This is a genomic window from Clostridium sp. BSD9I1, assembly GCF_900185645.1.
In the GTDB taxonomy this organism is placed as follows: Bacteria; Bacillota; Clostridia; order Clostridiales; family Clostridiaceae; genus Clostridium_AK.
The window spans coordinates 273,926-295,197 of sequence record NZ_FYAM01000006.1; the positions used below are offsets into that span (position 1 = coordinate 273,926).

Below are 21,272 nucleotides of genomic sequence, written 5' to 3' on the forward strand. Positions count from 1 at the left end.
GTAGAATGGATTCTTAAATAATTTTAGGAAGGCAGGAAATACTATAAAAAGGAGGTGGTAAGTTATGAATAAAGATAATAATCAAGCTAATAGCATAGTAGCAGTAGGAAAAGATGACGATAATGAAATAGTAAGTTATAAATTAGACAATGGAGAAATTCTTTCAAGAGAACAAGCTATATCAATGGCAAAGGAAGGTGGAATAAAAGGTGTGTCTGTTTCGACATCAAGAAAGGGAGAAGAATATTTGAGAAGTCTTCCAGATGATGATGAAAGCAATAATTTAAAGAATTTGCCAAATATAGAATAGTAGTTAATAGATAGCATTGCGACATTTTTAATGTTGAACCGGTCGTATGAGATTTGCATTTAGAAAAGTCGTTCACTGCGCAAAGAAGCTCTAATATTTCTGACTTCAAACCAACTAAATTTTCTAAACTCGCTGTCGCTCAAACAGTAGAAAATTCTTAACGGTGTTTTAAAGTCAGAAATACAGAGCTTCTAGTTGCTTGTTCAATGCTTTCTACAATGCAAATCTCATACTTGTGTTCAACATTAAAAATGTCGTATTTTTTCTACTTAGCGTTCTTAGCAGCTTCTAATATCTTATCGTGGTTTGGCTGCTCAGTTATTTCCTCAACGTATTCAACATAAACTACCTTATTGTTGCTATCTATAACAAAAGCAGCTCTTGTAAGAAGTCCTAATTCTGCAACATAAGTACCATAGTTCTCGCCAACCATTCTATCTTTATAATCGGATAATGTAATTACATTTTCAATTCCATGAGCTGCACACCATCTAGCCTGAGCAAAAGGTAAATCCATAGAAATTGTATATATAGTTACATTAGGAATAGAGGTTGCCTTGTTATTAAAAGTTCGTGTTTCAAGGTCACAAGTAGGAGTATCTATAGATGGTACTGTAAGGAGAATTCTAACTCCCTTTGTATCTTTTAATGATATAGGAGTTAAGTTATTATCAATAGCTGTAAAATCAGGAGCAGAATCACCAACTTTTACTTCAGTTCCTTTAAGAGTAACAGGTTTATTTTGAAATTTAATGTTCATTTAAATACCTCCCAGCTAATTAATATTAGGTAATAATTGCTATTATTAAGTATATAATAGCACTAAGTTTGGAGAAAATCAAATGTTTATGGGTAAATGTTTTAATAAATTTATAAGCACAACGTTAATAGTTTATTACTTTTTTATCAAAGTATTCTCTTTAAGAAAATAACTTATATTAGTTTAACTTTAAAATTGAACTTTCATACTTTATAATAAAAATAAGTAATGGATTTTTAAATAATAGATAATAATTTAACTCGTGAGATTTCTTGGGATAAGTAAATCTTATTAAGTAAAACTAATTATTATTTTAAAAGGATTGGTGAACAAGGTGGATTTAAATTTAAATGGAAAAGTAGTTTTGATTACTGGAGGAACAAGAGGAATTGGAAAAGGAATAGCTTTAGAATTTGCTAAGGCAGGAGCAATTCTTGCTTTGAATTATAGAAGTAATCATAAAGAAGCTAAAGCCACATTGGAGGAAATAAAGGCTTTAGGATGTTATGCAAGGATATTTAATTGGGATGTTGGATCTTATAAAGATAGTGAGGAAAATATAAATAAAATAATAAAGGAATATGGTAAAATTGATGTACTTATAAACAATGCTGGTATTTCAAAAGTTAACTTATTTATGGATAGCAGTGAAGATGATTGGGATGATATAATGAATACTAATTTAAAGGGAATATTTAATTGTTGTCGTCAAGTAGTGCCGCATATGGTTAGTAATCAAATAGGTTCTATTATAAACATATCTTCTATGTGGGGAAATGTAGGGGCATCTTGTGAGGTTATATATTCTGCATCAAAGGGTGGAATTAATGCATTTACAAAAGCACTTGCAAAGGAACTAGGACCAAGCGGTATAAGAGTAAATGCCATATCTCCTGGGGTTATAAATACCTGTATGAATAATTGGCTTTCAGATGAGGAAAAAGAAGGGTTAGTAGAAGAAATACCATTGTGTAAATTTGGGGAATGTGAAGATATAGGAAATACTGCAGTATTTTTAGCAAGTAATTCCTCAAAATATATAACAGGTCAAATAATTACTGTAGATGGGGGAATGTTATAATGTTAACACAAATTATATTAACAAATAATTTTAAATCCAGCACCAGCTGTAAAGTTAAAAGAAGAGTATGTAAAGTTAGTTGATTATATAGTTCCTAATGAAACTGAAGCAGCAATACTAACTGGAATTGAAGTAAATACCATTAAAACTGCTAGAGAAGCAGGTAGAAAACTTTTAGATTTAGGTTGTAAAAATGTTATAATCACTCTAGAATCTAAGGGAGTATTACTTATAAATGATAACGAAGAAATATCTAAGGAATCCTTTAAAGTTAAGCCAGTTGATACAACAGCTACTGGAGATTCATTTATAGGTGCATTTGCCTATTCCTTATCTAATGGAGTAGAACATGCTAAGGCTTTAGAATATGCATGTGCAGTACGTGCAATAACAGTTACTAAAATAGGTACTTAGCCATCACTTCCTAATTTCTCAGAAGTTAAGGAATTTATAAAAGAAAGACAAATAGAAAAAGTTAATTAAGCCAAATAAAAACTCACATTGGTAAATGTGAGTTTTTATTTCAGATAATATGTAGTAAAATAAAGAAAAACCAGAAAAACCAGTGCCACCCACGTGGCAAGTGGCAAGTTGCATATTTAAAGTATGGGAGTGATTATTATATGGATAATATATGGCTTAATGTGAAAAACGGCACGGATATTAGAGGGGTAGCAGTTGAAAATGAGGATAGACCTGTAAATCTTACAGAAGAAATGGTTAAAAGCATTGGAAAAGCATTTGTAGTTTTAATATCCAAAAAGAAGAATAAAGATTTAAAGGAATTAAAGCTATCCATAGGAATGGATTCTAGAATAACCAGTGAAAAATTAAAAGAAATATTAATGACAGAAATTAAGACTTTAGGATGTACTATATATGATTGCGGAATATGTTCAACTCCTGCAATGTTCATGACCACAGTGCTTGAGGGATATAAATTTGATGGAGCTATAGAAATCACAGCAAGTCATCTGCCATATTACTATAATGGATTTAAATTTTTCACAGATAAAGGTGGATTTGAAAGCGGCGATGTTACTGAATTACTTGAAATAGCAGAGCAGGGTGATTTTCCACAATCCAGCTTAAGTGGGAAAGTTATAACTGTTGATTTTATGGAAGTTTACAGTGAGTTTTTAAGAAATAAAATAATTGATGGCATAGATGATAACAAAAATAAATTAAAACCACTTAAAGGTTTTAAAATAGTAGTGGATGCAGGAAATGGAGTTGGAGGATTTTTTGTAGAAAGAATTTTAAGCAAACTGGGAGCAGATATTTCAGGAAGTCAATTTCTTGAGCCCGATGGAACTTTTCCTAATCACATACCAAATCCTGAGAACAAGAAGGCAATGGAAGCAATTAGAGAAGCTACATTAAAAAATGACGCTGATCTTGGAATTATTTTTGATACAGATGTGGATAGAGCAGCTATAGTTGATAATAAAGGCAGTGAAATAAATAGAAATTTAATTATTGCACTATCCTCTGCAATTGTTCTTGAAGAGTACCCAGGTTCTATAGTAGTTACAGATTCTGTTACAAGCAATGGTCTTAAAAAGTTCATAGAAGCTAAAGGCGGAGTTCATCATAGATTTAAAAGAGGATATAAAAATGTTATCAATGAAGCTATAAGATTTAATAAAGAAGGCAAAGAGTCTCATCTTGCCATTGAAACTTCAGGTCATGCTGCATTAAAGGAAAATTACTTCCTAGATGATGGAGCATACCTAGTGGCTAAAATACTTATAAAAATGGCTAAGCTTAGAAATGAAGGCGGAAAGACATTGTCAGATTTAATTGCAGACCTTGAAGTGCCTTATGAAAGCGTAGAACAGAGAATTAAGATTAACTGTGAAGACTTTAAAAATTATGGATTATCTGTTTTAGAAGATATAAAGGAATACGTTGAAGGTGTTTCTGGATGGAATATGGAGCCTAATAACTTTGAAGGTGTAAGAGTAAATTGTGATAAGAAAAACGGTAATGGATGGTTTTTATTAAGATTATCCCTTCACGAGCCTGTTATGCCTTTAAATATAGAGTCAGATGAAGAAGGCGGAGTTGAAAAGATAATGGCTAAGCTTACTGAGTTTTTAAAAAAATACAACAAACTAAATTTATAATTTTATAGCCACTGCACTAAAGTGCCACCCAAGTGGCAAGTGGCAAGTAATATTTTGGAAAATTCATGTTTTAAAAAAGACTACCTCAAAATAAAAGTTTGAGGTAGTCTTTTTTTATAGAACTTGCCACTTGCCATGTGGGTGGCACTTTTCTATAAAGCTAAGTTAAATATGTTTACGATGTCTTCTTTATGAAGCTTTACAAAGTTTCCAAGTGGACCATTTTCAGTTCCCTTGGCAGCCATTTCTTCAAATCTATCTAAAGGCACATTAGCTTCAGTGAGAGAAACGGGCATTCCTATTTTCTTAAAGAAATCTTTAGTTCTTTCAATTCCTTCAAGTGCAGTAGCTTCAAGATTATTTGTATCAATTTCTACATCCCATACTCTGTTTGCAAATTGAGCAAATCTATTTACATCCTGCTTATATACATATTTCATCCAAGCAGGGAATAGTATTGCAAGACCTGCACCATGAGTGATGTCATAAATTCCGCTTATTTCATGTTCCATGTCATGAGTTCCCCAGTCTTCAACTCTTCCAGTTCCAAGTATTCCATTGTGTGCAATAGTACCTGCCCACATGATTTCGGCACGAGCTTCATAGTTCTCAGGGTTTTCTAGTACTATAGGAACATTTTTAATTATAGTTCTAAGAGTAGCTTCGCTTAATCTATCTGTTAAATCTACATTAGGTTCATTTGTAAAATATCTTTCAAATATATGTGCCATCATATCTGCAGCACCAGCAGCAGTTTGATATGGTGGGAGAGTATAAGTAAGCTCAGGATTCATTATTGCAAATACTGGTCTCATAAGGTCGCTTCCAACAGCTCTTTTGTACCAGCCATCTTCATTTGTTATAACGGAACCTGTACTAGCTTCACTTCCAGCTGCAGGTATAGTTAAAATTACTCCCACAGGAAGAGTAGAATTTACTACAGCTTTTCTTGTATAAAAATCCCATACATTTCCATCGTAAGATGTACCTATTCCAATAGCTTTAGCAGAATCAATTACACTTCCTCCACCAACAGCTAAAATTAAGTCTATATTATTTTTATGACAAAGCTCTATGCCTGCACGTACTAAACTTAATCTAGGATTTGGCTTAACTCCTCCAAGTTCAAATATTTCTATGCCTGCATCCTTTAAAGATTTAATTACTCTATCATAAAGACCAGATTTTTTTATACTTCCACCACCGTAGTGAAGTAAAACTTTTTTACCATATTTTTTAGTTTCATTTCCAACTTCATTTTCTGTATCTTTACCAAAAATAATTTTTGTAGCATTTTGATAACTAAAATTAATCATGTTTTTAGCCTCCTTAGTTATACTTCTATATAAAGTTTATTATATCATTTTTAGCGCCACTCAAGTGACAGGTGGCAAGTAAAATTTAGATTGATAAAAAATTTATATACAGCATGTTTTTTATAAGCTTTAACTTGCCACTTGCCATGTGGGTGGCACTTAAATATTGACTATGTTAGGAAATTTTGTTATATTAAGATATATAAGTACATACATTTTAAAAGTTTTATAGGGTTCCGCAACTTTAAAGTAGAGCTGGTCTGGTCCGAGATAAAACGTACAGTTTAACTGTATACACGGAAGGATAAAAGCCTGGGAGGTATTTCAAATATCTACGTTGGCTTTTTTATTTTAGTGATTTTTAAGAGAGCTAGCAATGTATTTGCGAATAAATATTTTTATACTGATAAGTAATTATTAAGGGGGAAAGTTATGCAGTGGATTTTTTTAGTAATAGCAGGAGTTTTTGAAGTATGGTGGGCCATAGGGCTGAAGTATTCACATGGATTTACAAAATTAGTGCCAAGTTTATTCACAGCAGTAGGAATGGCAGCAAGTTTATACTTTTTATCATTAGCATTGAAAAACCTTCCATTAGGAACTGCATATGCAGTTTGGACTGGAATTGGTACCGTTGGAACTGTGATTTTAGGAGTAATATTGTTTAAAGAACCGATAGACATCACTCGATTAGTTTGTATTGGATTTATAGTAGTTGGGATTGTTGGACTAAAATTAGTATCACCTCATTAATTAAAGTTTATAGAAAGATTTTTTCACTTCGATAAATATATTATTATGACAAAATATAAAGAAATAAAGTTTATAATTATGATATACTCTTAAAGTAGTATAAAAGTTTGCATGTGTAGGAGTGAAAATATGAAGTTTAATAAAAAGTATCTTTTGGTTTTAGTTGTGGCAATTTTATTTCTTAATGGGTGCAGTAAATTTTCTAATACTACTTTAAAAAAAGAAGTAGTTATGGATGAAAAGATTCAACAAAGTTTGGATGCATTTTTTACTTATTTTTCTGAAGCAAACGTAAAGGATTTTAAAGAAAATGAATTGACAGAAGAAGAAATGATAAATTTCTCAGTGTATTATAACTTTATAAATGCCTTTGATAAATTTACTGTTATTAAGGAAAGATGTTGTGCACTTATTGAATCAAAGTATGTAAAAGAAAGTGAAAGTTATTTCTTTGGCAAACAAGCTTCAAGGCATGAATCTACAAGTAAATATGAAATTTTAGATAATAAGTATAAGGTGTTTTTAGCAAACAAAGGGGAACTAACGATTTCGAAAACAGATAAACTATATGATTTGGGAAATGAAGAATATTTAGCTCAGTTAAGTATCTATAATGTTAATGGATTTGAGGAAGATTTAAAGAGCATTTTTGAAGAACTTAAAAAAGGTGATAGTAAATTTATAAAACTTAAAGGTAAAAAAATAGCTAAGATAAAAAAGATAAATGAAAATGGAAATGAAAGATTTATTTTATTGTCTTATGAAACTGAGCAGGATAAATAAGCAGTATAATAAGAAAAACAAGAAGCGTCCTAATGATTTAGGATGCCTTTTTATTTTTAAGAAACTGTTAAGATTTAAGAGGCTTTAATAATAAGATTTTTATGTTAAGCTATAATTTGAGCATAATACTATATTAAATTAAATAAATGTATTAAAATATATATGTTAAATTATTGAGGGAGAGATTAAATATGGAAAAGGAAGTTATTTTGATAGTAGATGATGATATAGAAATAGCAAATCTTATAGCTATATATCTTCAAAATGAAGGATATGAAGTTATTAAAGCAGAAAATGGATTAAGAGCATTAGAAGTATTAAATAGTACTAATGTTGACCTTATATTATTAGATATAATGATGCCTCAAATGGACGGAATACAAGCTTGTATGAAAATAAGAGAAGAAAAGAATATGCCCATAATTATGCTATCTGCAAAAACTGAGGATATGGATAAGATATTGGGACTTACCGCAGGGGCAGATGATTATATAGGAAAGCCATTTAATCCGTTAGAACTTATAGCTAGAGTAAAGTCTCAGCTTAGAAGATATAAGAAGTTTAATGGTTCTATTTCTAGTGTAATTAGTGAAAATATTATAGAAATAGATGAACTTAGTATAAATGTAGATACACATCAAGTTAAAGTTGGAGAAAGAGAAGTAAAGCTTACTCCAAGGGAATTTGGGATATTAGAGCTTTTAGCAAGAAATAAAGGAATAATCTTCAGTAATGAAAAAATATATGAAAGAGTATGGAAGGAAGAATTCTTTAAATCAGATAATACTGTTATGGTGCATATAAGAAAACTTAGAGAAAAATTAGAGGATGATTCTAGAAATCCTAAATACATAAAGACTGTATGGGGTGTAGGATACAAAGTAGAAAATATATAATTTAGAGGTGAGATATGAAACGGTTATTTTATGGTTTGGTAAGATTCTTTACTGCACCCATTAGATTGATGTTAAGACCTTTAAAAAAACCTTATAGAAAAGTTGAAAGAAGGGTAAATCAAAACTTAAGATGGCAGCTTATAGTTGTATTTGCTATATGTTTTTTTGCTTCTGTAATGATGTTTTTCCTGGGAAATTCGTTTTTTCAAAAGAGAAGCTATTACACAGATATTGATTATTCAAGAAGTATACATGATATGCAAAATCAATCCTATTATATTGTGAGTGAGATTTATAATAAACAGATAAGCTCTAAGGATAAAGAAGATATAGAAAATATAATAAATAAGCATAATAACAACAATACAAAAATACTTATATCTGACCTAAAGGGAAAAATACTTTATAAATCTTCTAATGCTGAAGAAAGTTACATAGACATATCTATGGCCTTGAAAAATTCTATTAAGTTTAATCAATCTATGAATACCGAAGGCTATGAAAATTATAAAGGGGAGTTTATAGCTTTTTATCCACTGCAGTTTAAAGATGGAGAAGTGTCTTATGTAATATTAAAAGGTGTACCTATTGGAGATATAACTCGTAAGGAAATAAATAGGCAAAATTCATTTATAGCTCTGCTTTGGGCAGTTATGTTTTTTATTGGGTTGTTTTTTATAATTACAGGAAAAAGGGTTCAGTATTTGCAAAGTATAGCAACAACTATAATGAGTATGTCTAAAGGAGATTTAAAGCAAAGGGTACCTTTAATAGGAGAAGACGAATTAACGGTACTTGCACAAAATATAAATTTTATGGCTGAAGAGCTAAATAATAAAATAGAAGTAGAGAGAGAATTAGAGAAAACTAAAAGCGAACTTATTACTAATGTTTCTCATGATTTAAGAACACCTTTAACATCTATACTTGGATATTTAAATTTGATAAAGGATAAGAAATTTAGTGATGAAAATCAGCTAATGGAGTATTCGGGGATTGCATATAACAAATCTGTTAAGCTAAAAAAGTTAATAGATGAGCTCTTTGAATATACTAAGTTATCTGGAGAAGGAGTAAAGTTAAATATATCTTTAATATCACTAAATGAATTATTAGAGCAGCTCTTAGAAGAATTTGTTCCGGTATTTGAAGAAAATAATTTAGTGATAATAAAAGATATAAGAAAAGAAAATATTAGGCTCTACGCAGATGGAGAAAAGATAGCAAGAGTTTTTGAAAACTTATTAGGAAATGCTATAAGATATAGCTATAAACCTGGAGAAATAAGAGTAGGTTTGTATGAAGAAGATAAAAAAGTTGTTTTTTATATAAGTAATAAGGGCAATAATATTCCAAAGGATGAACTAAATAAGATTTTTGATAGATTCTATAGGGTGGAAAAATCCAGATCACAGTCTACTGGAGGAAGTGGACTAGGACTTGCCATATGTAAAAATATTGTTAAACTTCACAAAGGATCTATATATGCTAGTTCCGAAGACGATACAATTACTTTTAAAGTATATTTAAATAATAAAGCTGAATAACATAGCATAATAATTAAAAAATAAAGTAATAAACGCATATTTATGAAAAATGAGGCACAATGGCCTTATTTTTTTATTATAAAAATACACAATATTACAAACTTTTGGTATAATTTATTTGAAATACTTTTTAAGGGGGCAGGGAAGATATGAAAGATTGCTTTGGGGAAAGTGATTTAAAAGGTAAGGATATAGATAAAATAGATGAGCTGAAAAAGCAACTAATAGATAAGGAAATTGAAATTAGATATCTAAGAGAAAAATTGAAACATGAGAGGGAGAAAAGAGAGCAGAGTGAAAATGCTTTAAAGGAAATTAAAAATGCAGGGGAGATAATTTTAAGTTCCATCCCAGATTCAGTGTGTTATATAGATGCTTCAGGGAGATGGGTATATGCTAATGATATAGCAGAAAAAATTTTAGAATTAGGTAATAATTATAGGGGAAAGACAAATAAAGAACTTGGTGAAGTAAATAACTTTTTAAAAGATACATATAATTATTTTGATCATTGCCATAATCGAGCTTGGGAAAGTAGAAGTATTTTAAGGGAAGAGGACAGCATACCTCAAAAGGATGGCAGTGTTAAAATATTTGATACAGTAAAAGTACCTTTCTTTAATAAAGATAAGAGTGGAAATGGAATACTAATAGTTGCCAGAAATATTACAACTCAGAAGGAAGCTGAGTTAAGATTAAAGCAAAGTGAAGAAAGGTATAAAAGGCTTGTAGATGTTATGCCTGAAGCAATATATGTATTAGATGAAAATGGGAAAAATATATTTTCTAACAAGGCAGGCGCAAGACTTGCAGGGGTAGATAATCCAAAACAGCTTATAGGCATGGATTATAGGAGATTTTTATCTAAGGATTATCATGAAATATCACAAGAGAAATTCAGTAAACTTACTAGTAATAAAGTAAATAAAACTATACGCCTTGAAAGAAAATTTGTGACAATAAATGGTGACTTAATAGATGTGGAATGTAACTGTATTAAATACAAGTTTGAAGATAAGGATGCTATTCTAATTGTAGTAAGAGATGTAACGGAAAAAAAGAAAAATGAAGAACTTAAAATAAGAGTAGAAGAGAAGACTAAACAATTAAATGAAATAGTGGAATACGATAAAGTTAAGACGGAGTTCTTTTCAAACATATCCCATGAGCTAAAAACTCCTGTGAATGTCATATTTAGTGCCATTCAAATTGTTGAGATGATTTTAAAGGAGCATAAATGCAAAAATAAATGCACTGTGGAAAAATATATTTGCACTATGAAACAAAATTGTTATAGGTTAACAAGATTAATAAATAATATACTGGATATTAGTAAAATAGATTCGGGATACTGTAAATTAATCATGCAAAATGTTGATATAGTAGACCTCATAGAAAGTATAACATTATCTGTAGTTGAATATGCAAAGTCTAAGGAAATTTCAATAATATTTGATACTGATGTTGAGGAAAAAATAATGGCAGTGGATGTGGATAAAATTGAAAGAATAATTCTTAATTTGCTTTCAAATGCAATTAAGTTTACGGACAAAGAAGGAAATATATTAGTAAGTATTAAAAATGAGGACAACCATATTGTGATTTCTGTAAAGGATGATGGCATAGGCATACCAGAGGAGAAGCAAAAAAATATATTTGAAAGATTTATTCAAGTTGATAAATCATTATCAAGAAATAATGAAGGAAGCGGCATAGGGCTATCACTTGTAAAATCCTTAGTAGAAATACATGAAGGAAGCATCAGAGTTAAAAGTAATTTAGGGAAAGGAAGCGAGTTTATTATTAAAATTCCTGTAGCTAATATAAATAATGAAGAATCAGAAGTGAAATATACTGACGTAAATATTGAAAGGATAAGTCTGGAATTTTCGGATATTTATTTTAATTAAAAATTTACACTTTTATTAATAAGAGTTTACATTTTTACTAAACTGCACATGATATATTATAAAGTATAGGGTTTTACAATAGAAGGGAGAACGTTTATATGAGAATTTTAATAATAGGTGCAGTTGCAGGTGGAACTACAGCATCAACTCAAGCTAGAAGAAATGACAGCAATGCAGAAATTGTTATATATGAAAAAGATAAAGATATATCTTACTCAGGATGTAGTTTGCCTTATTATATAGGTGGATTAGTAAAAGAAAGACAGTATATTGTTCCAAGGGATAGTGAGAGATTTAAAGAAAAATACAATGTAGATGTAAAGATAAGGCATGAAGTAATAGCTATAGATGCTGAAAATAAAAATATAACAGTAAAAAATTTAGACACTGGTGAAGAATTTAAAGACAATTATGATGAGCTTGTTATAGCTACAGGTGCTAGTCCATTTGTACCAGTAAAACAGTGGCTTCAGCACGAAAATGTGTTTACTTTAAGAAATGTGGTAAGTGCAGATGAAATTAAAGAATATATCTTAAAAAACAATACTAAAAAGGCACTGCTTGTAGGAGCTGGAGCTATAAATTTAGAGCTATGCGAAAACCTTCAGGAACATGGAATAGAAATAACAGTACTGGAAGCTCAAAATCAAGTTATGGGACCATTAGACGAGGATATAGCTTTAAAACTTGAAGAGTATATAAAAGATAAGGGAGTTATTGTATACACAGGGGAAAAGCTTTCAAGTATAGAAGGAGAAAAAATAGCTACTAAGGTAATAACGGATAGAAGAGAAATTGAAACTGATATAATTATACTAGGTATGGGAGTTAGACCAAATACGGATTTAGCACAAAAGTCTGGAGTGGAAATAGGAAAAACAAAAGCTATACATGTAAATGATAGAATGCAAACCAATATTCCTCACATATATGCAGCAGGAGATTGCATAGAGGTTTATTCACTTCCTCATGATGATTATGTATATAGATCATTAGGTTCGCTTGCAAATAAAACAGGTAGAATAGCAGGTAAAAATGCCACAGGAGAGGACATAACCTTTAAAGGTATATTGTCCACAGGTATATTTAAAGTATTTGATATGACTATTGCTATGGTTGGAATGAACGAAAGGGAGGCTAAGGGATTAAATAAAAAGTTTAAATCCTACAGTTTTGAAATGCCAAGTAAACCTTTCTTTATGCCAGGAGCAGGGAAAATGCTTATAAAGGTGATAGTAGATGAAGACACAGATAAAATACTTGGAGTACAAATTATTGGAGATGATGGAGTAGATAAAACCATAGACATATTTTCAACTTGTATGATGTTTGGTGCAAAATATAATAGAGATTTATCTAATTTGGACTTAGCCTATGCTCCGCCATATTCTCCAGCCTTAGGCAATGTTATTCAAGCAGGAATAATTATGGAAGGAAGCCTTGGAAAGTAAATAGTAATCAATGGAGCAATGAATTTGAAGCTAATCTCTAGAGCAATAAAGTATACTCAATTTTTTAAAATATAAAAGCTGAACTTTAAACTGCAATAATGCAGTTTAGAGTTCAGCTTTTTATTAGGAAACTATAATCTAAAGTAAACAAAAAAAGGTATTTTAATTTTCCATTATAAGGCTGTTGACATATTATTAAGGTGAATGGTAAAATGAGTTTGCGAATATGAAAATCATTATCAATTGCAAAGAATAATTAATTTCAGTATATATTTAGATTTTTTACATACTTAATTAAGTTAATAGATTTCAATAGGAGGCAACATAAAATGAAAAAAAGAAGAATTTTAGGATTAATTGCAGCAACTATAGTTTCACTTAGTATGTTAGCAGGATGCGGTAATAAAAGTGAAGAGGTTAAAACACAAGATGATATAAAGAAGGTTAGCACGTTAAAGGGAGATGTTAGTATACCAGCTAATCCTAAACGTATAGTAGATATATCAGGAGTAAGTGAAGAATTATTAATTTTAGGACATACTCCAGTAGCTACTGCAAATTCGGATGCATATAAAACAAATGAATTTCCAAGCTATACAAAGGATAAAATGGGAAATGTAAAGATTGTTGGATATTATATGATGGATACAATGGATATTGAATCTATATTAGAAGCAGATCCAGATTTAATAATAATGAGCCAAAGACAAGAAAAAATTTATAATCAATTAAAAGACGTGGCACCAGTTGTTATGATGAAGGATTATGTTAATGACTGGAGAGCTAGGATGACCGACGTGGCTAAATTATTTGGTAAAGAAAGCGATGCTCAAAAGTGGTTTAATGAATATGACAAAAGGGCTCAAGAGATAGGAAAGGAAATCATTCAAAAGAACGGTAAGAAAAGCTACTTAACAGTACTTGCCAGCGGAGATCAATTTTTTATCTTTAAGGATTCAGGTATTGGTTCAATAATTTATGATGATATGAAATTAGCAAAGCCTTCTAATATACCAAATCAGGATGGAATAAGCTTACCAGTTGTGACTATGGAAGGATTATCAGAAATAGATGCTGACCACATAGTAGTTATAGCAACTGAGGCTGATAAAAAGAATTTAGAAAATAGCTCTGTATGGAAAAGTATGAGAGCTGTAAAAGAAGGAAATGTAACAATACTTGATAGTACCCCATATTTTGGTCAAGGATATTTACCAATGGGAAAAGAATTATTACTGGATTTAGTAAAAGAAGAAGTTATAAAGTAATTATTTAGGATGACCTGAGGCTTAAAAAGCCTTTTGTCATCCTCTATTGTTTTGATAGATAGGAGGTTTAAAGTGCTAATGAATGAATTAAAATACATGGATGATAAAAAAAGTATGAGTAGGATTATTATAACTTCTCTAATAATTATTATTGGACTCATTATATTATTTTTAGGTATGGGATTATCTATATCCTTAGGGGCTAAGGATATAAGTTTATATACAGTTTTTAATAGCATTTTTACAGGAAAAGAGGGAATAAACTCTCAAATTGTAAGGGATATAAGAATGCCTAGAGCAATTTCTGCAGCTTTTGTAGGAGCGTTTTTAGCTATATCTGGTGCTATTATGCAAGGGATTACTAGAAATCCTATTGCAGAACCTTCAATAATGGGAATTACTCAAGGAGCTACATTTACCATATCTATAGCCTTTGCAATGCAAAAGGGAATAGATAGTGTAGGATTAATGATTTTTGCTTTTATTGGAGCAAGTATTAGTGGACTATTAGTATATTTTATAAGTTCTAGATCTATTAAGGGTGTAGATCCAGTAAAGCTTGTTTTAGCTGGAACTGCCCTAGGAACCTTATTGATATCTTTAGCAACAGCTATAGCAATGTATTTCAATTTATCACAACAATTAAGTTTTTGGATTTCTGGTGGATTAACCACTGCAAAGTGGCCAGGTGTGAAAATGTTGTTAATTGTAGGTATCGTCGGAGTAACTGCTGCGATGATTATGTCTTCTAAGATAACTATTTTAAGTTTAGGAGAAGAGATAGCAATTGGACTTGGACAAAACACTAATGCAATAAGATTTATAAGCATTGTAATTGTAATAATATTAAGCGGCAGCGCAGTAGCGGTAGCAGGAAATATTGCCTTTGTAGGGCTTATAGTGCCACAAATAGTGAGAAGTTTAGTAGGGCCAGATTATAGATATATAATACCTTGTTCTCTTATAATAGGAGCTGTTTTACTAGTGTATAGTGACATTGTAGCTAGAATGATAAATCAGCCTTATGAAACTCCTATTGGAGCGCTAACTGCATTAATTGGAGTACCATTCTTTATATATCTTGTTAGAAAGGAGGCTAGAGAACTGTAATGGAGATGATGAGCAAAGAGAAAAAATTTATTAGGACAATAGGTATACTAGCCGTTTTAATATTTCTAACATTTATTATAAGCTTAAATCTAGGCTCCTTTTCTATAGAGCCCTTGGAAGTTGTGAAAACCTTATTTGGACAAGGAACTAAAAAACAAGAAATAGTACTTTTTAATATAAGACTTCCAAGAATAGTAATAGCAATTTTTGTAGCTACTGCTTTAGCTGTATCTGGCACCATTCTTCAAGGTATAACTAAAAATGATTTAGCTGACCCAGGAATACTTGGCATTAACTCTGGGGCAGCATTAGCTGTAGTTATATATATTTATTTTATGAATGGAAATGTTTATGACGGTGTTAGTAATTTAACTATATTTACCATGCCCATAGTAGCTTTGTTTGGAGCAGCACTTGGAGCGTTTTTAGTTTACTCTCTTGCTTGGAAAAAGGGTATAAATGCAACAAGATTGATTTTAATGGGTATAGGAATAAATGCAGCATTTAATGCTTTGCTGATAGTATTTCAACTTAAATTTACTACCCAGGAATTTAATAGAGTAATGGTTTGGATTTCAGGAAGTATATGGGGGACAAACTGGGATTATGTTTTAGCAGTAATGCCGTGGATATTAATTTTTATGAGTTTAACTATTTATAAGACAAGATATTTAGATGTTTTAAACTTAGGAGATGAGCTATCTGTAGGACTAGGTGTACAAGTGGAAAAAGAAAGAAGATTATTGCTAATATTTACTGTAGCTTTAGCAGGGGGTGCTACTGCTGTTGCAGGAAGCATTTCTTTTTTAGGACTTGTTTCTCCTCATATAGCTAGAAAATTGGTTGGACCTAAGCATAAAGTATTGATACCAACTGCAGCCTTGATTAGTACACTAATTTTACTGGCAGCGGATACTATTTCAAGAAACATGTTAGCACCTATAGAAATACCTGTTGGAATAGTGGTTTCAGTTATTGGAGTACCATATTTTATTTACTTAATGATAAAAGAGTAGTTAGGAGAGATTAAAATGAATAGTATAAGCACAAAAAACTTATCTATATCCTATGGAAATATAGACATTGTAAAAGATTTAAATTTGAATATACCTAAAGGAAAAATTACTACTATAATTGGTGCAAATGGATGTGGAAAATCCACCATATTAAAGACTATAGCGAGAATGCTACAACCTAAAAGTGGAGCAATTTATGTGAATGGTAAGGATATACAAGGACAAAGCTCAAAGGAAATAGCAAAAGTGATGGCAGTTTTACCACAAACTCCACAGGCACCTAAGGGGTTAACTGTGGATGAATTAGTGGCCTATGGAAGATTTCCTCATCAAAGTGGATTTGGGAAATTACAAAAGGAAGATAGAGAAGTTATTGATTGGGCTTTAGAGGTTACAGGAATAAAGGAATATAAAAATAGACCTATAGAGGCTCTATCTGGAGGACAAAGACAAAGAGTTTGGATAGCAATGGCGCTGGCGCAAGAAACAGAAATACTTTTATTAGATGAACCCACAACATATTTAGATTTAGCTCATCAATTAGAAATATTAAAATTGTTACAAGATTTAAATAAAAAACAAAAGAGAACAATTGTAATGGTTATTCATGAGCTAAATAATGCAGCAAGATTTGCAGATTACATGGTAGGTGTTAAAAAAGGAAAAATAGTTTGTCATGGAGCTGCAGAAGAAGTAATGACTAAGGAAAACTTAAAGGAAATATTTAATATAGATGCTGAAGTAGTGAAAGATCCTAGAGACAATAAACCGGTATGTATTACCTATGATTTGATATAAATAGAGGAGTGAATTAATGTTTTTTAAAAGTAAATTTATACAGTCAATCATTTTATCCAGTGTTTTTTTGCAGCTAGGAGTGTGGATTAGAAATTTTTCAGTTTTGCTATTTGTTATGGAACAAACTAACAGTAACTCCTCTTCAGTAGCTTTAGTTTCAACGGTAGAGCTTCTTCCTATATTTTTGTTTTCTTTAGTTGGAGGTATTTATTCAGATAGGTGGCTGCCTAAAACAACAATGATACGGGCTGATTTTTTGAGTGGGCTGTTAGTTTTTATTATTCTCATGGCTATTAGTCTTGGTGCATGGAAAGCGGTATATCTTATAGTATTTATATCTGCTAGTTTAGCACAGTTTTCACAGTCATCTAGAATGAGATTATTTAAGATGCATCTTAAGGAAGAACAAATGCAAATGGGAATGGCTGCATATCAAACCTTTATGGCAATACTTGCAATTATTGGTCCTGTAATAGGAACTTTTATTTATAATAAGTTTGGCATAAATATGGCAATTGCGGCAACAGGTATGTGCTTTGTTTTTTCTGCGGCTGTACTGACTTTAATTCCAAATGATAAAAAAATTCCTAGTGAGAAGGTTCAAGATGATTTTTGGATTCAACTTAAGGAAGGCTTGCAGTTTATAAGAAATGAAAAAGTTTTAACTTTACTTGGAGGGGTTTTCACAGCATTTGGATTTGCTGCAGGAGTAATCCAACCTCTTGGGGTTTTTATTGTTACAGAACGATTAGGATTGCCTAAGGAAAACTTCCAATGGCTTTTATCAATTAATGGATCTGCAATGCTTATTGGTGGTTCCTTTGTTATGATGTTAGCTAAAAGGATTAGTCCTGAAAGACTATTATTTATGGGCCTTTTGATTAATGCTATAAATGTTATTGGTATTGCATTATCAACTAATTGGTACTTAACTTTAGCAATTCAGTTCATAAATGGGTTATTTACCCCTTGTATTCATATCGGGATAAATACTTTGATATTAAATACAGCAAAAGAAAAGTTTGTAGGTAGAGTTAATGGGATTTTAACTCTTATGTCAATAGCAGCTATGGTTATTGCCACTAGTTTAGCTGGTTTGATAAAAGTTAAGCTTTCTCTAGTAACCATGTACGGTATATCTTCAGTATTTTTTGTTCTAGGGGTGTTAATAACTATACCTTTGTCGCAGGTTATAATACTAAAACAGCAAAAATTAGCAAGTTAAGTCTTTGGTTTTACAGTGCAAAGAAGATATATATGTAAAAGAGCATCCTAGGATTTTAGGATGTTCTTTTTGTGGTGCGCCAAGTATGGTCGACAGCTTGGTGGTGAAAGGCCACTAAGTTTAATGGGAATAAGTGTACTTAAGTAATGTAATTATAGCATACTTGGATAATGATTGGTAATTTATCCATATTATATATATAATAATAGGGGGATGTGCTTACCTAGAATTATTAACAAAGTAACAAGTACTTTATACAAAAGGGGGAGGAGCTTAATGGGTGTATATTTTTATATTATTTTAAATATAGTAATGAGTTATTGTTTATTACGTAGCTTATACGAAAGGATTTATGCAGGGAAGTTTATTATTAAGACAAAGCGAAAAAAGATTCCAGTAATAAACACTATGATGGCAGTATTATGGGGATATGCTGCAGTGAGGAGTTTTTTGGATTATTTTGCAGGTAGAGTTGGTGATATTTATGAAACTCTTCAGGGAGTTTTTTGGATACAGCTATGTATTTCACAATTTTTAGGCAGATTATCATTAGGAATAGCTGAAGGCGGTATATATTCCGGTGATTCTACGGTTTCTTATTTCACTAAATGGAGTAAAATTAAAAGCTATACATGGATATCTGATAATGTAATTGGATTTGAAACGCTCACAAGAAAAGGTAAAATTTTCAATAAAGAATTAGAAGTAGACTCAGAACAAAAGCAAGAAGTAAATAGAGTATTAAAGCATAATTTAAATGAAATAGATAGAGAAGTCAATGAAAGAGGAAGTTTTAAGCTCAAAGTATTAATTACTTTAACTATTGCTGTTATGGTTGGATTGAATGCAAATTTAATTAAAATAAGTAAACCATATATGACTCGGAAAATAAAGTTAAAAGAAGGCGAAGCTATATTAATACTAAAAAAAACATGGAAACCTTTAGCTGAGCTTAGTAAAGAAAATATAAAGTCGAGAGGAGAGTTTGACAAGCTGTTTCAAGAAACTATGACTAAACCAATGATAGATGAGTTATATGAAATACTTGTAGATAGAGACAAGTCTACATATGGAGATATTAAGTTTAAAGAAAAGGTACGTATACCAACTGTATATGATACAAAGATGTCCATAGAAAAGTCATATATAAAAGCTCCAAGATATATAGAGGGAAATAATCAAGTTATTACAGAAGAACTTATAATTAAAGAACTGTTGGAGCCATATGAAGATGGCTCGACTAGTTTCACAAGAAAGAGTACTTTTATAAAGAATAATAATGATGAATGGATACTGGATAGCACAACTGGGGTGCAAAGCCTTGGATCACAATAAAAAATAAATAAAAGATAAAAGTTTATGCTGAGTTACTAAATAGAAAGGAGTATTTGATTTTAATGTATTTTTGGAGTGTTTTAAATATAATGGCGAGCTATTTTTTATTATTTAGCTTATATCATTGAATTTGAAACCCTTACGAGAAAAGGCAGCATTTCTAATATAGAATTAGAAGTAAATTCAGGGCAAAAAGAAGAAGTAGATAGGTTTTTAAAGGAGAAACTATTGAAATGATTAAAAACTAACCAAGGAGGTGCTTTGAGTGAATGTTATATTTTTCTACGGCTCTATGATTGCTGTGATTGTATTTGTTAACAGCATGGTATTTGTGTTAAAAAAGGTTAAAAATAATGAAGATACTTCTGGTGGCACAGTATTAATGTGTATTTCATTAATGTTTATTATGTATTCTATATTTTTATTTTGTGCAAAATAATAAGGAGAAATAAAATGAGGTTTAAATATTCATTGAATAAGTACAAAAGTATTCATATTACTGTTATAGTGCTGATACTATTCTCTGCTTATTACACAGTTTCTTATGTAGTAAATAGTTTTTACTATAATCCATGTCAAAAATCGGTAGGTAAATATCATGAGGATTTATATTTTGATCTAAAGGTTTTTAGTGAATTAAATTTACCCGGATATGCAGTGGTGGGTGCGGATTCAGAGAAGTTAGGATTTGGAAAATATAATATACATATTGAACAATTAAATTTGTTTAATCGTGAAAGAAAGTATATTGATTTTAAAATTAAAAGAGATGATAAATTTGGCAATTTTCGGGATATCCTTGGTAGTGATTATTTAGGATTTACAGAGATTAAGCAGCCCAATATTGACATATCAGTACGAAATAAGGAATTTATTAATCATATTAAGGAGTTAAATCCTGTTTCGTATGTTTCTGCATATATAGCATTAACAGAAGATTTAAATCTAAAGGAATTTGATGACTTAAGTAGAAAGTATAATAATAAAATAAGTTTTAAGTGGGTAGGAGTACGTACTGAGGATAAAGGTAAGCCAACTAATTATTTGTCTGGATTTAATCCTAATTTTAATGACGGATCTGTTAGTTCAGATAGTGCAGATAAAAATAAGTATCCATATTTACAACTGATAGATTGCATGACAGATGAAAAAGATATCAATAAATTTAATAATGGTTCAATGGTAGAAGCATACACTAAACATTTTACTTCACTGCTTAAATATATGAATGACAGAGAAAAGGCAGTTACTGCATTGGAGTTTAATAGTGTTAAGATAGACTACTATAAAAATGCTTTAAATTATGTTGAAAAGAATGGAATAAATATTTATGGATTTTTAGTTTATGGCGAAGCAAGAGAGTTATTAGAATTTATAAACTATGGGAAAATTAAAGGTATAGAAATTAATGGCGTTTTGCCTTCCAAATATAAAAAGTAATATTTTATTTATAATAAATAGTGGTGTACTAAAATAGAATTAGTACGCCTTGTTTTAGTGATGACTGTCTGAGCAGCAAGAATCCTAAATTTGTTTAAGTATATAAACTAGTAAAAGTAAAATACTAAAGAAGAATGTAAAATC

20 protein-coding genes and 1 riboswitch are annotated in these 21,272 nt (G+C 30.6%); of the genes, 18 read left to right on the forward strand and 2 right to left on the reverse strand.

Annotated elements, in window-relative coordinates; genetic code table 11:
• The first annotated feature begins 64 nt into the window (after positions 1-64).
• Positions 65-310, forward strand: a complete 246-nt coding sequence (locus tag BSD9I1_RS04160; RefSeq protein WP_186429260.1) for a DUF3892 domain-containing protein — start codon at positions 65-67, stop codon at positions 308-310.
• 265 nt (positions 311-575) lie between these two features.
• Here BSD9I1_RS04160 and tpx read toward each other — a convergent pair whose 3' ends face one another.
• Positions 576-1,070 (reverse strand): thiol peroxidase, encoded by a 495-nt coding sequence (gene tpx, locus BSD9I1_RS04165; RefSeq protein ID WP_186429261.1) that lies wholly within the window; start codon positions 1,068-1,070, stop codon positions 576-578.
• 334 nt (positions 1,071-1,404) lie between these two features.
• On the opposite strand from tpx, the gene ymfI reads away from it, so the two are divergent.
• The 3 genes from ymfI (at position 1,405) to BSD9I1_RS04180 (ending at position 4,280) form a co-directional block, all read left to right on the forward strand.
• Positions 1,405-2,151: an elongation factor P 5-aminopentanone reductase gene (gene ymfI, locus BSD9I1_RS04170; protein ID WP_186429262.1), complete on the forward strand. Its 747-nt coding sequence runs from the start codon at positions 1,405-1,407 to the stop codon at positions 2,149-2,151.
• A gap of 27 nt (positions 2,152-2,178) precedes the next feature.
• On the forward strand, positions 2,179-2,565 hold the full coding sequence (locus tag BSD9I1_RS04175; protein ID WP_278281154.1) for a PfkB family carbohydrate kinase: 387 nt from the start codon (positions 2,179-2,181) through the stop codon (positions 2,563-2,565).
• A gap of 209 nt (positions 2,566-2,774) precedes the next feature.
• Positions 2,775-4,280, forward strand: coding sequence for a phosphomannomutase/phosphoglucomutase (locus BSD9I1_RS04180; protein ID WP_186429263.1), 1,506 nt, complete (start codon positions 2,775-2,777; stop codon positions 4,278-4,280).
• A 152-nt stretch (positions 4,281-4,432) separates the two neighbouring features.
• On the opposite strand, the gene BSD9I1_RS04185 is transcribed toward BSD9I1_RS04180, so the two are convergent.
• Entirely contained in the window at positions 4,433-5,596 is a 1,164-nt protein-coding gene (locus BSD9I1_RS04185) for an iron-containing alcohol dehydrogenase (RefSeq protein WP_186429264.1), read from the reverse strand.
• 217 nt (positions 5,597-5,813) lie between these two features.
• A riboswitch (guanidine-I (ykkC/yxkD leader) is annotated at positions 5,814-5,917 on the forward strand.
• A gap of 111 nt (positions 5,918-6,028) precedes the next feature.
• Between BSD9I1_RS04185 and sugE the strand changes: the two genes are divergently transcribed.
• The 14 genes from sugE to BSD9I1_RS04255 all read left to right on the forward strand — a co-directional run bounded on the left by sugE (position 6,029) and on the right by BSD9I1_RS04255 (position 21,128).
• On the forward strand, positions 6,029-6,349 hold the full coding sequence (sugE, locus tag BSD9I1_RS04190; protein WP_035309926.1) for a quaternary ammonium compound efflux SMR transporter SugE: 321 nt from the start codon (positions 6,029-6,031) through the stop codon (positions 6,347-6,349).
• A gap of 129 nt (positions 6,350-6,478) precedes the next feature.
• Positions 6,479-7,132 carry a hypothetical protein gene (locus tag BSD9I1_RS04195; RefSeq protein ID WP_186429265.1) on the forward strand — a complete coding sequence of 218 codons (654 nt, stop codon included), beginning with the start codon at positions 6,479-6,481 and terminating at the stop codon, positions 7,130-7,132.
• Positions 7,133-7,323: 191 nt separating this feature from the next.
• Complete coding sequence (locus BSD9I1_RS04200; protein WP_186429266.1) at positions 7,324-8,028, forward strand: response regulator transcription factor; 705 nt, start codon at positions 7,324-7,326, stop codon at positions 8,026-8,028.
• Between the two features lie 14 nt (positions 8,029-8,042).
• Entirely contained in the window at positions 8,043-9,575 is a 1,533-nt protein-coding gene (locus BSD9I1_RS04205; RefSeq protein WP_186429267.1) for a cell wall metabolism sensor histidine kinase WalK, read from the forward strand.
• Positions 9,576-9,724: 149 nt separating this feature from the next.
• Entirely contained in the window at positions 9,725-11,485 is a 1,761-nt protein-coding gene (locus BSD9I1_RS04210; protein WP_186429268.1) for a PAS domain-containing sensor histidine kinase, read from the forward strand.
• Positions 11,486-11,583: 98 nt separating this feature from the next.
• The gene (locus tag BSD9I1_RS04215; protein ID WP_186429269.1) at positions 11,584-12,936 is read left to right on the forward strand and encodes an FAD-dependent oxidoreductase; all 1,353 of its coding nucleotides are present in this window, start codon (positions 11,584-11,586) and stop codon (positions 12,934-12,936) included.
• Between the two features lie 329 nt (positions 12,937-13,265).
• Positions 13,266-14,204, forward strand: a complete 939-nt coding sequence (locus tag BSD9I1_RS04220; RefSeq protein WP_186429270.1) for an ABC transporter substrate-binding protein — start codon at positions 13,266-13,268, stop codon at positions 14,202-14,204.
• Positions 14,205-14,318: 114 nt separating this feature from the next.
• Complete coding sequence (locus tag BSD9I1_RS04225) at positions 14,319-15,314, forward strand: iron ABC transporter permease (protein ID WP_207653880.1); 996 nt, start codon at positions 14,319-14,321, stop codon at positions 15,312-15,314.
• Positions 15,314-16,330: an iron ABC transporter permease gene (locus tag BSD9I1_RS04230; protein WP_186429272.1), complete on the forward strand. Its 1,017-nt coding sequence runs from the start codon at positions 15,314-15,316 to the stop codon at positions 16,328-16,330. The genes BSD9I1_RS04225 and BSD9I1_RS04230 overlap by 1 nt, the downstream gene beginning before the upstream one ends.
• A gap of 15 nt (positions 16,331-16,345) precedes the next feature.
• The gene (locus BSD9I1_RS04235; RefSeq protein WP_186429273.1) at positions 16,346-17,128 is read left to right on the forward strand and encodes an ABC transporter ATP-binding protein; all 783 of its coding nucleotides are present in this window, start codon (positions 16,346-16,348) and stop codon (positions 17,126-17,128) included.
• A 16-nt stretch (positions 17,129-17,144) separates the two neighbouring features.
• Entirely contained in the window at positions 17,145-18,353 is a 1,209-nt protein-coding gene (locus BSD9I1_RS04240) for an MFS transporter (RefSeq protein WP_186429274.1), read from the forward strand.
• 276 nt (positions 18,354-18,629) lie between these two features.
• Complete coding sequence (locus BSD9I1_RS04245; RefSeq protein ID WP_186429275.1) at positions 18,630-19,688, forward strand: DUF5673 domain-containing protein; 1,059 nt, start codon at positions 18,630-18,632, stop codon at positions 19,686-19,688.
• Positions 19,689-19,953: 265 nt separating this feature from the next.
• Positions 19,954-20,127 (forward strand): hypothetical protein, encoded by a 174-nt coding sequence (locus BSD9I1_RS04250; protein WP_186429276.1) that lies wholly within the window; start codon positions 19,954-19,956, stop codon positions 20,125-20,127.
• 14 nt (positions 20,128-20,141) lie between these two features.
• On the forward strand, positions 20,142-21,128 hold the full coding sequence (locus tag BSD9I1_RS04255) for an anti sigma factor C-terminal domain-containing protein (protein WP_186429277.1): 987 nt from the start codon (positions 20,142-20,144) through the stop codon (positions 21,126-21,128).
• Positions 21,129-21,272: the final 144 nt, after the last annotated feature.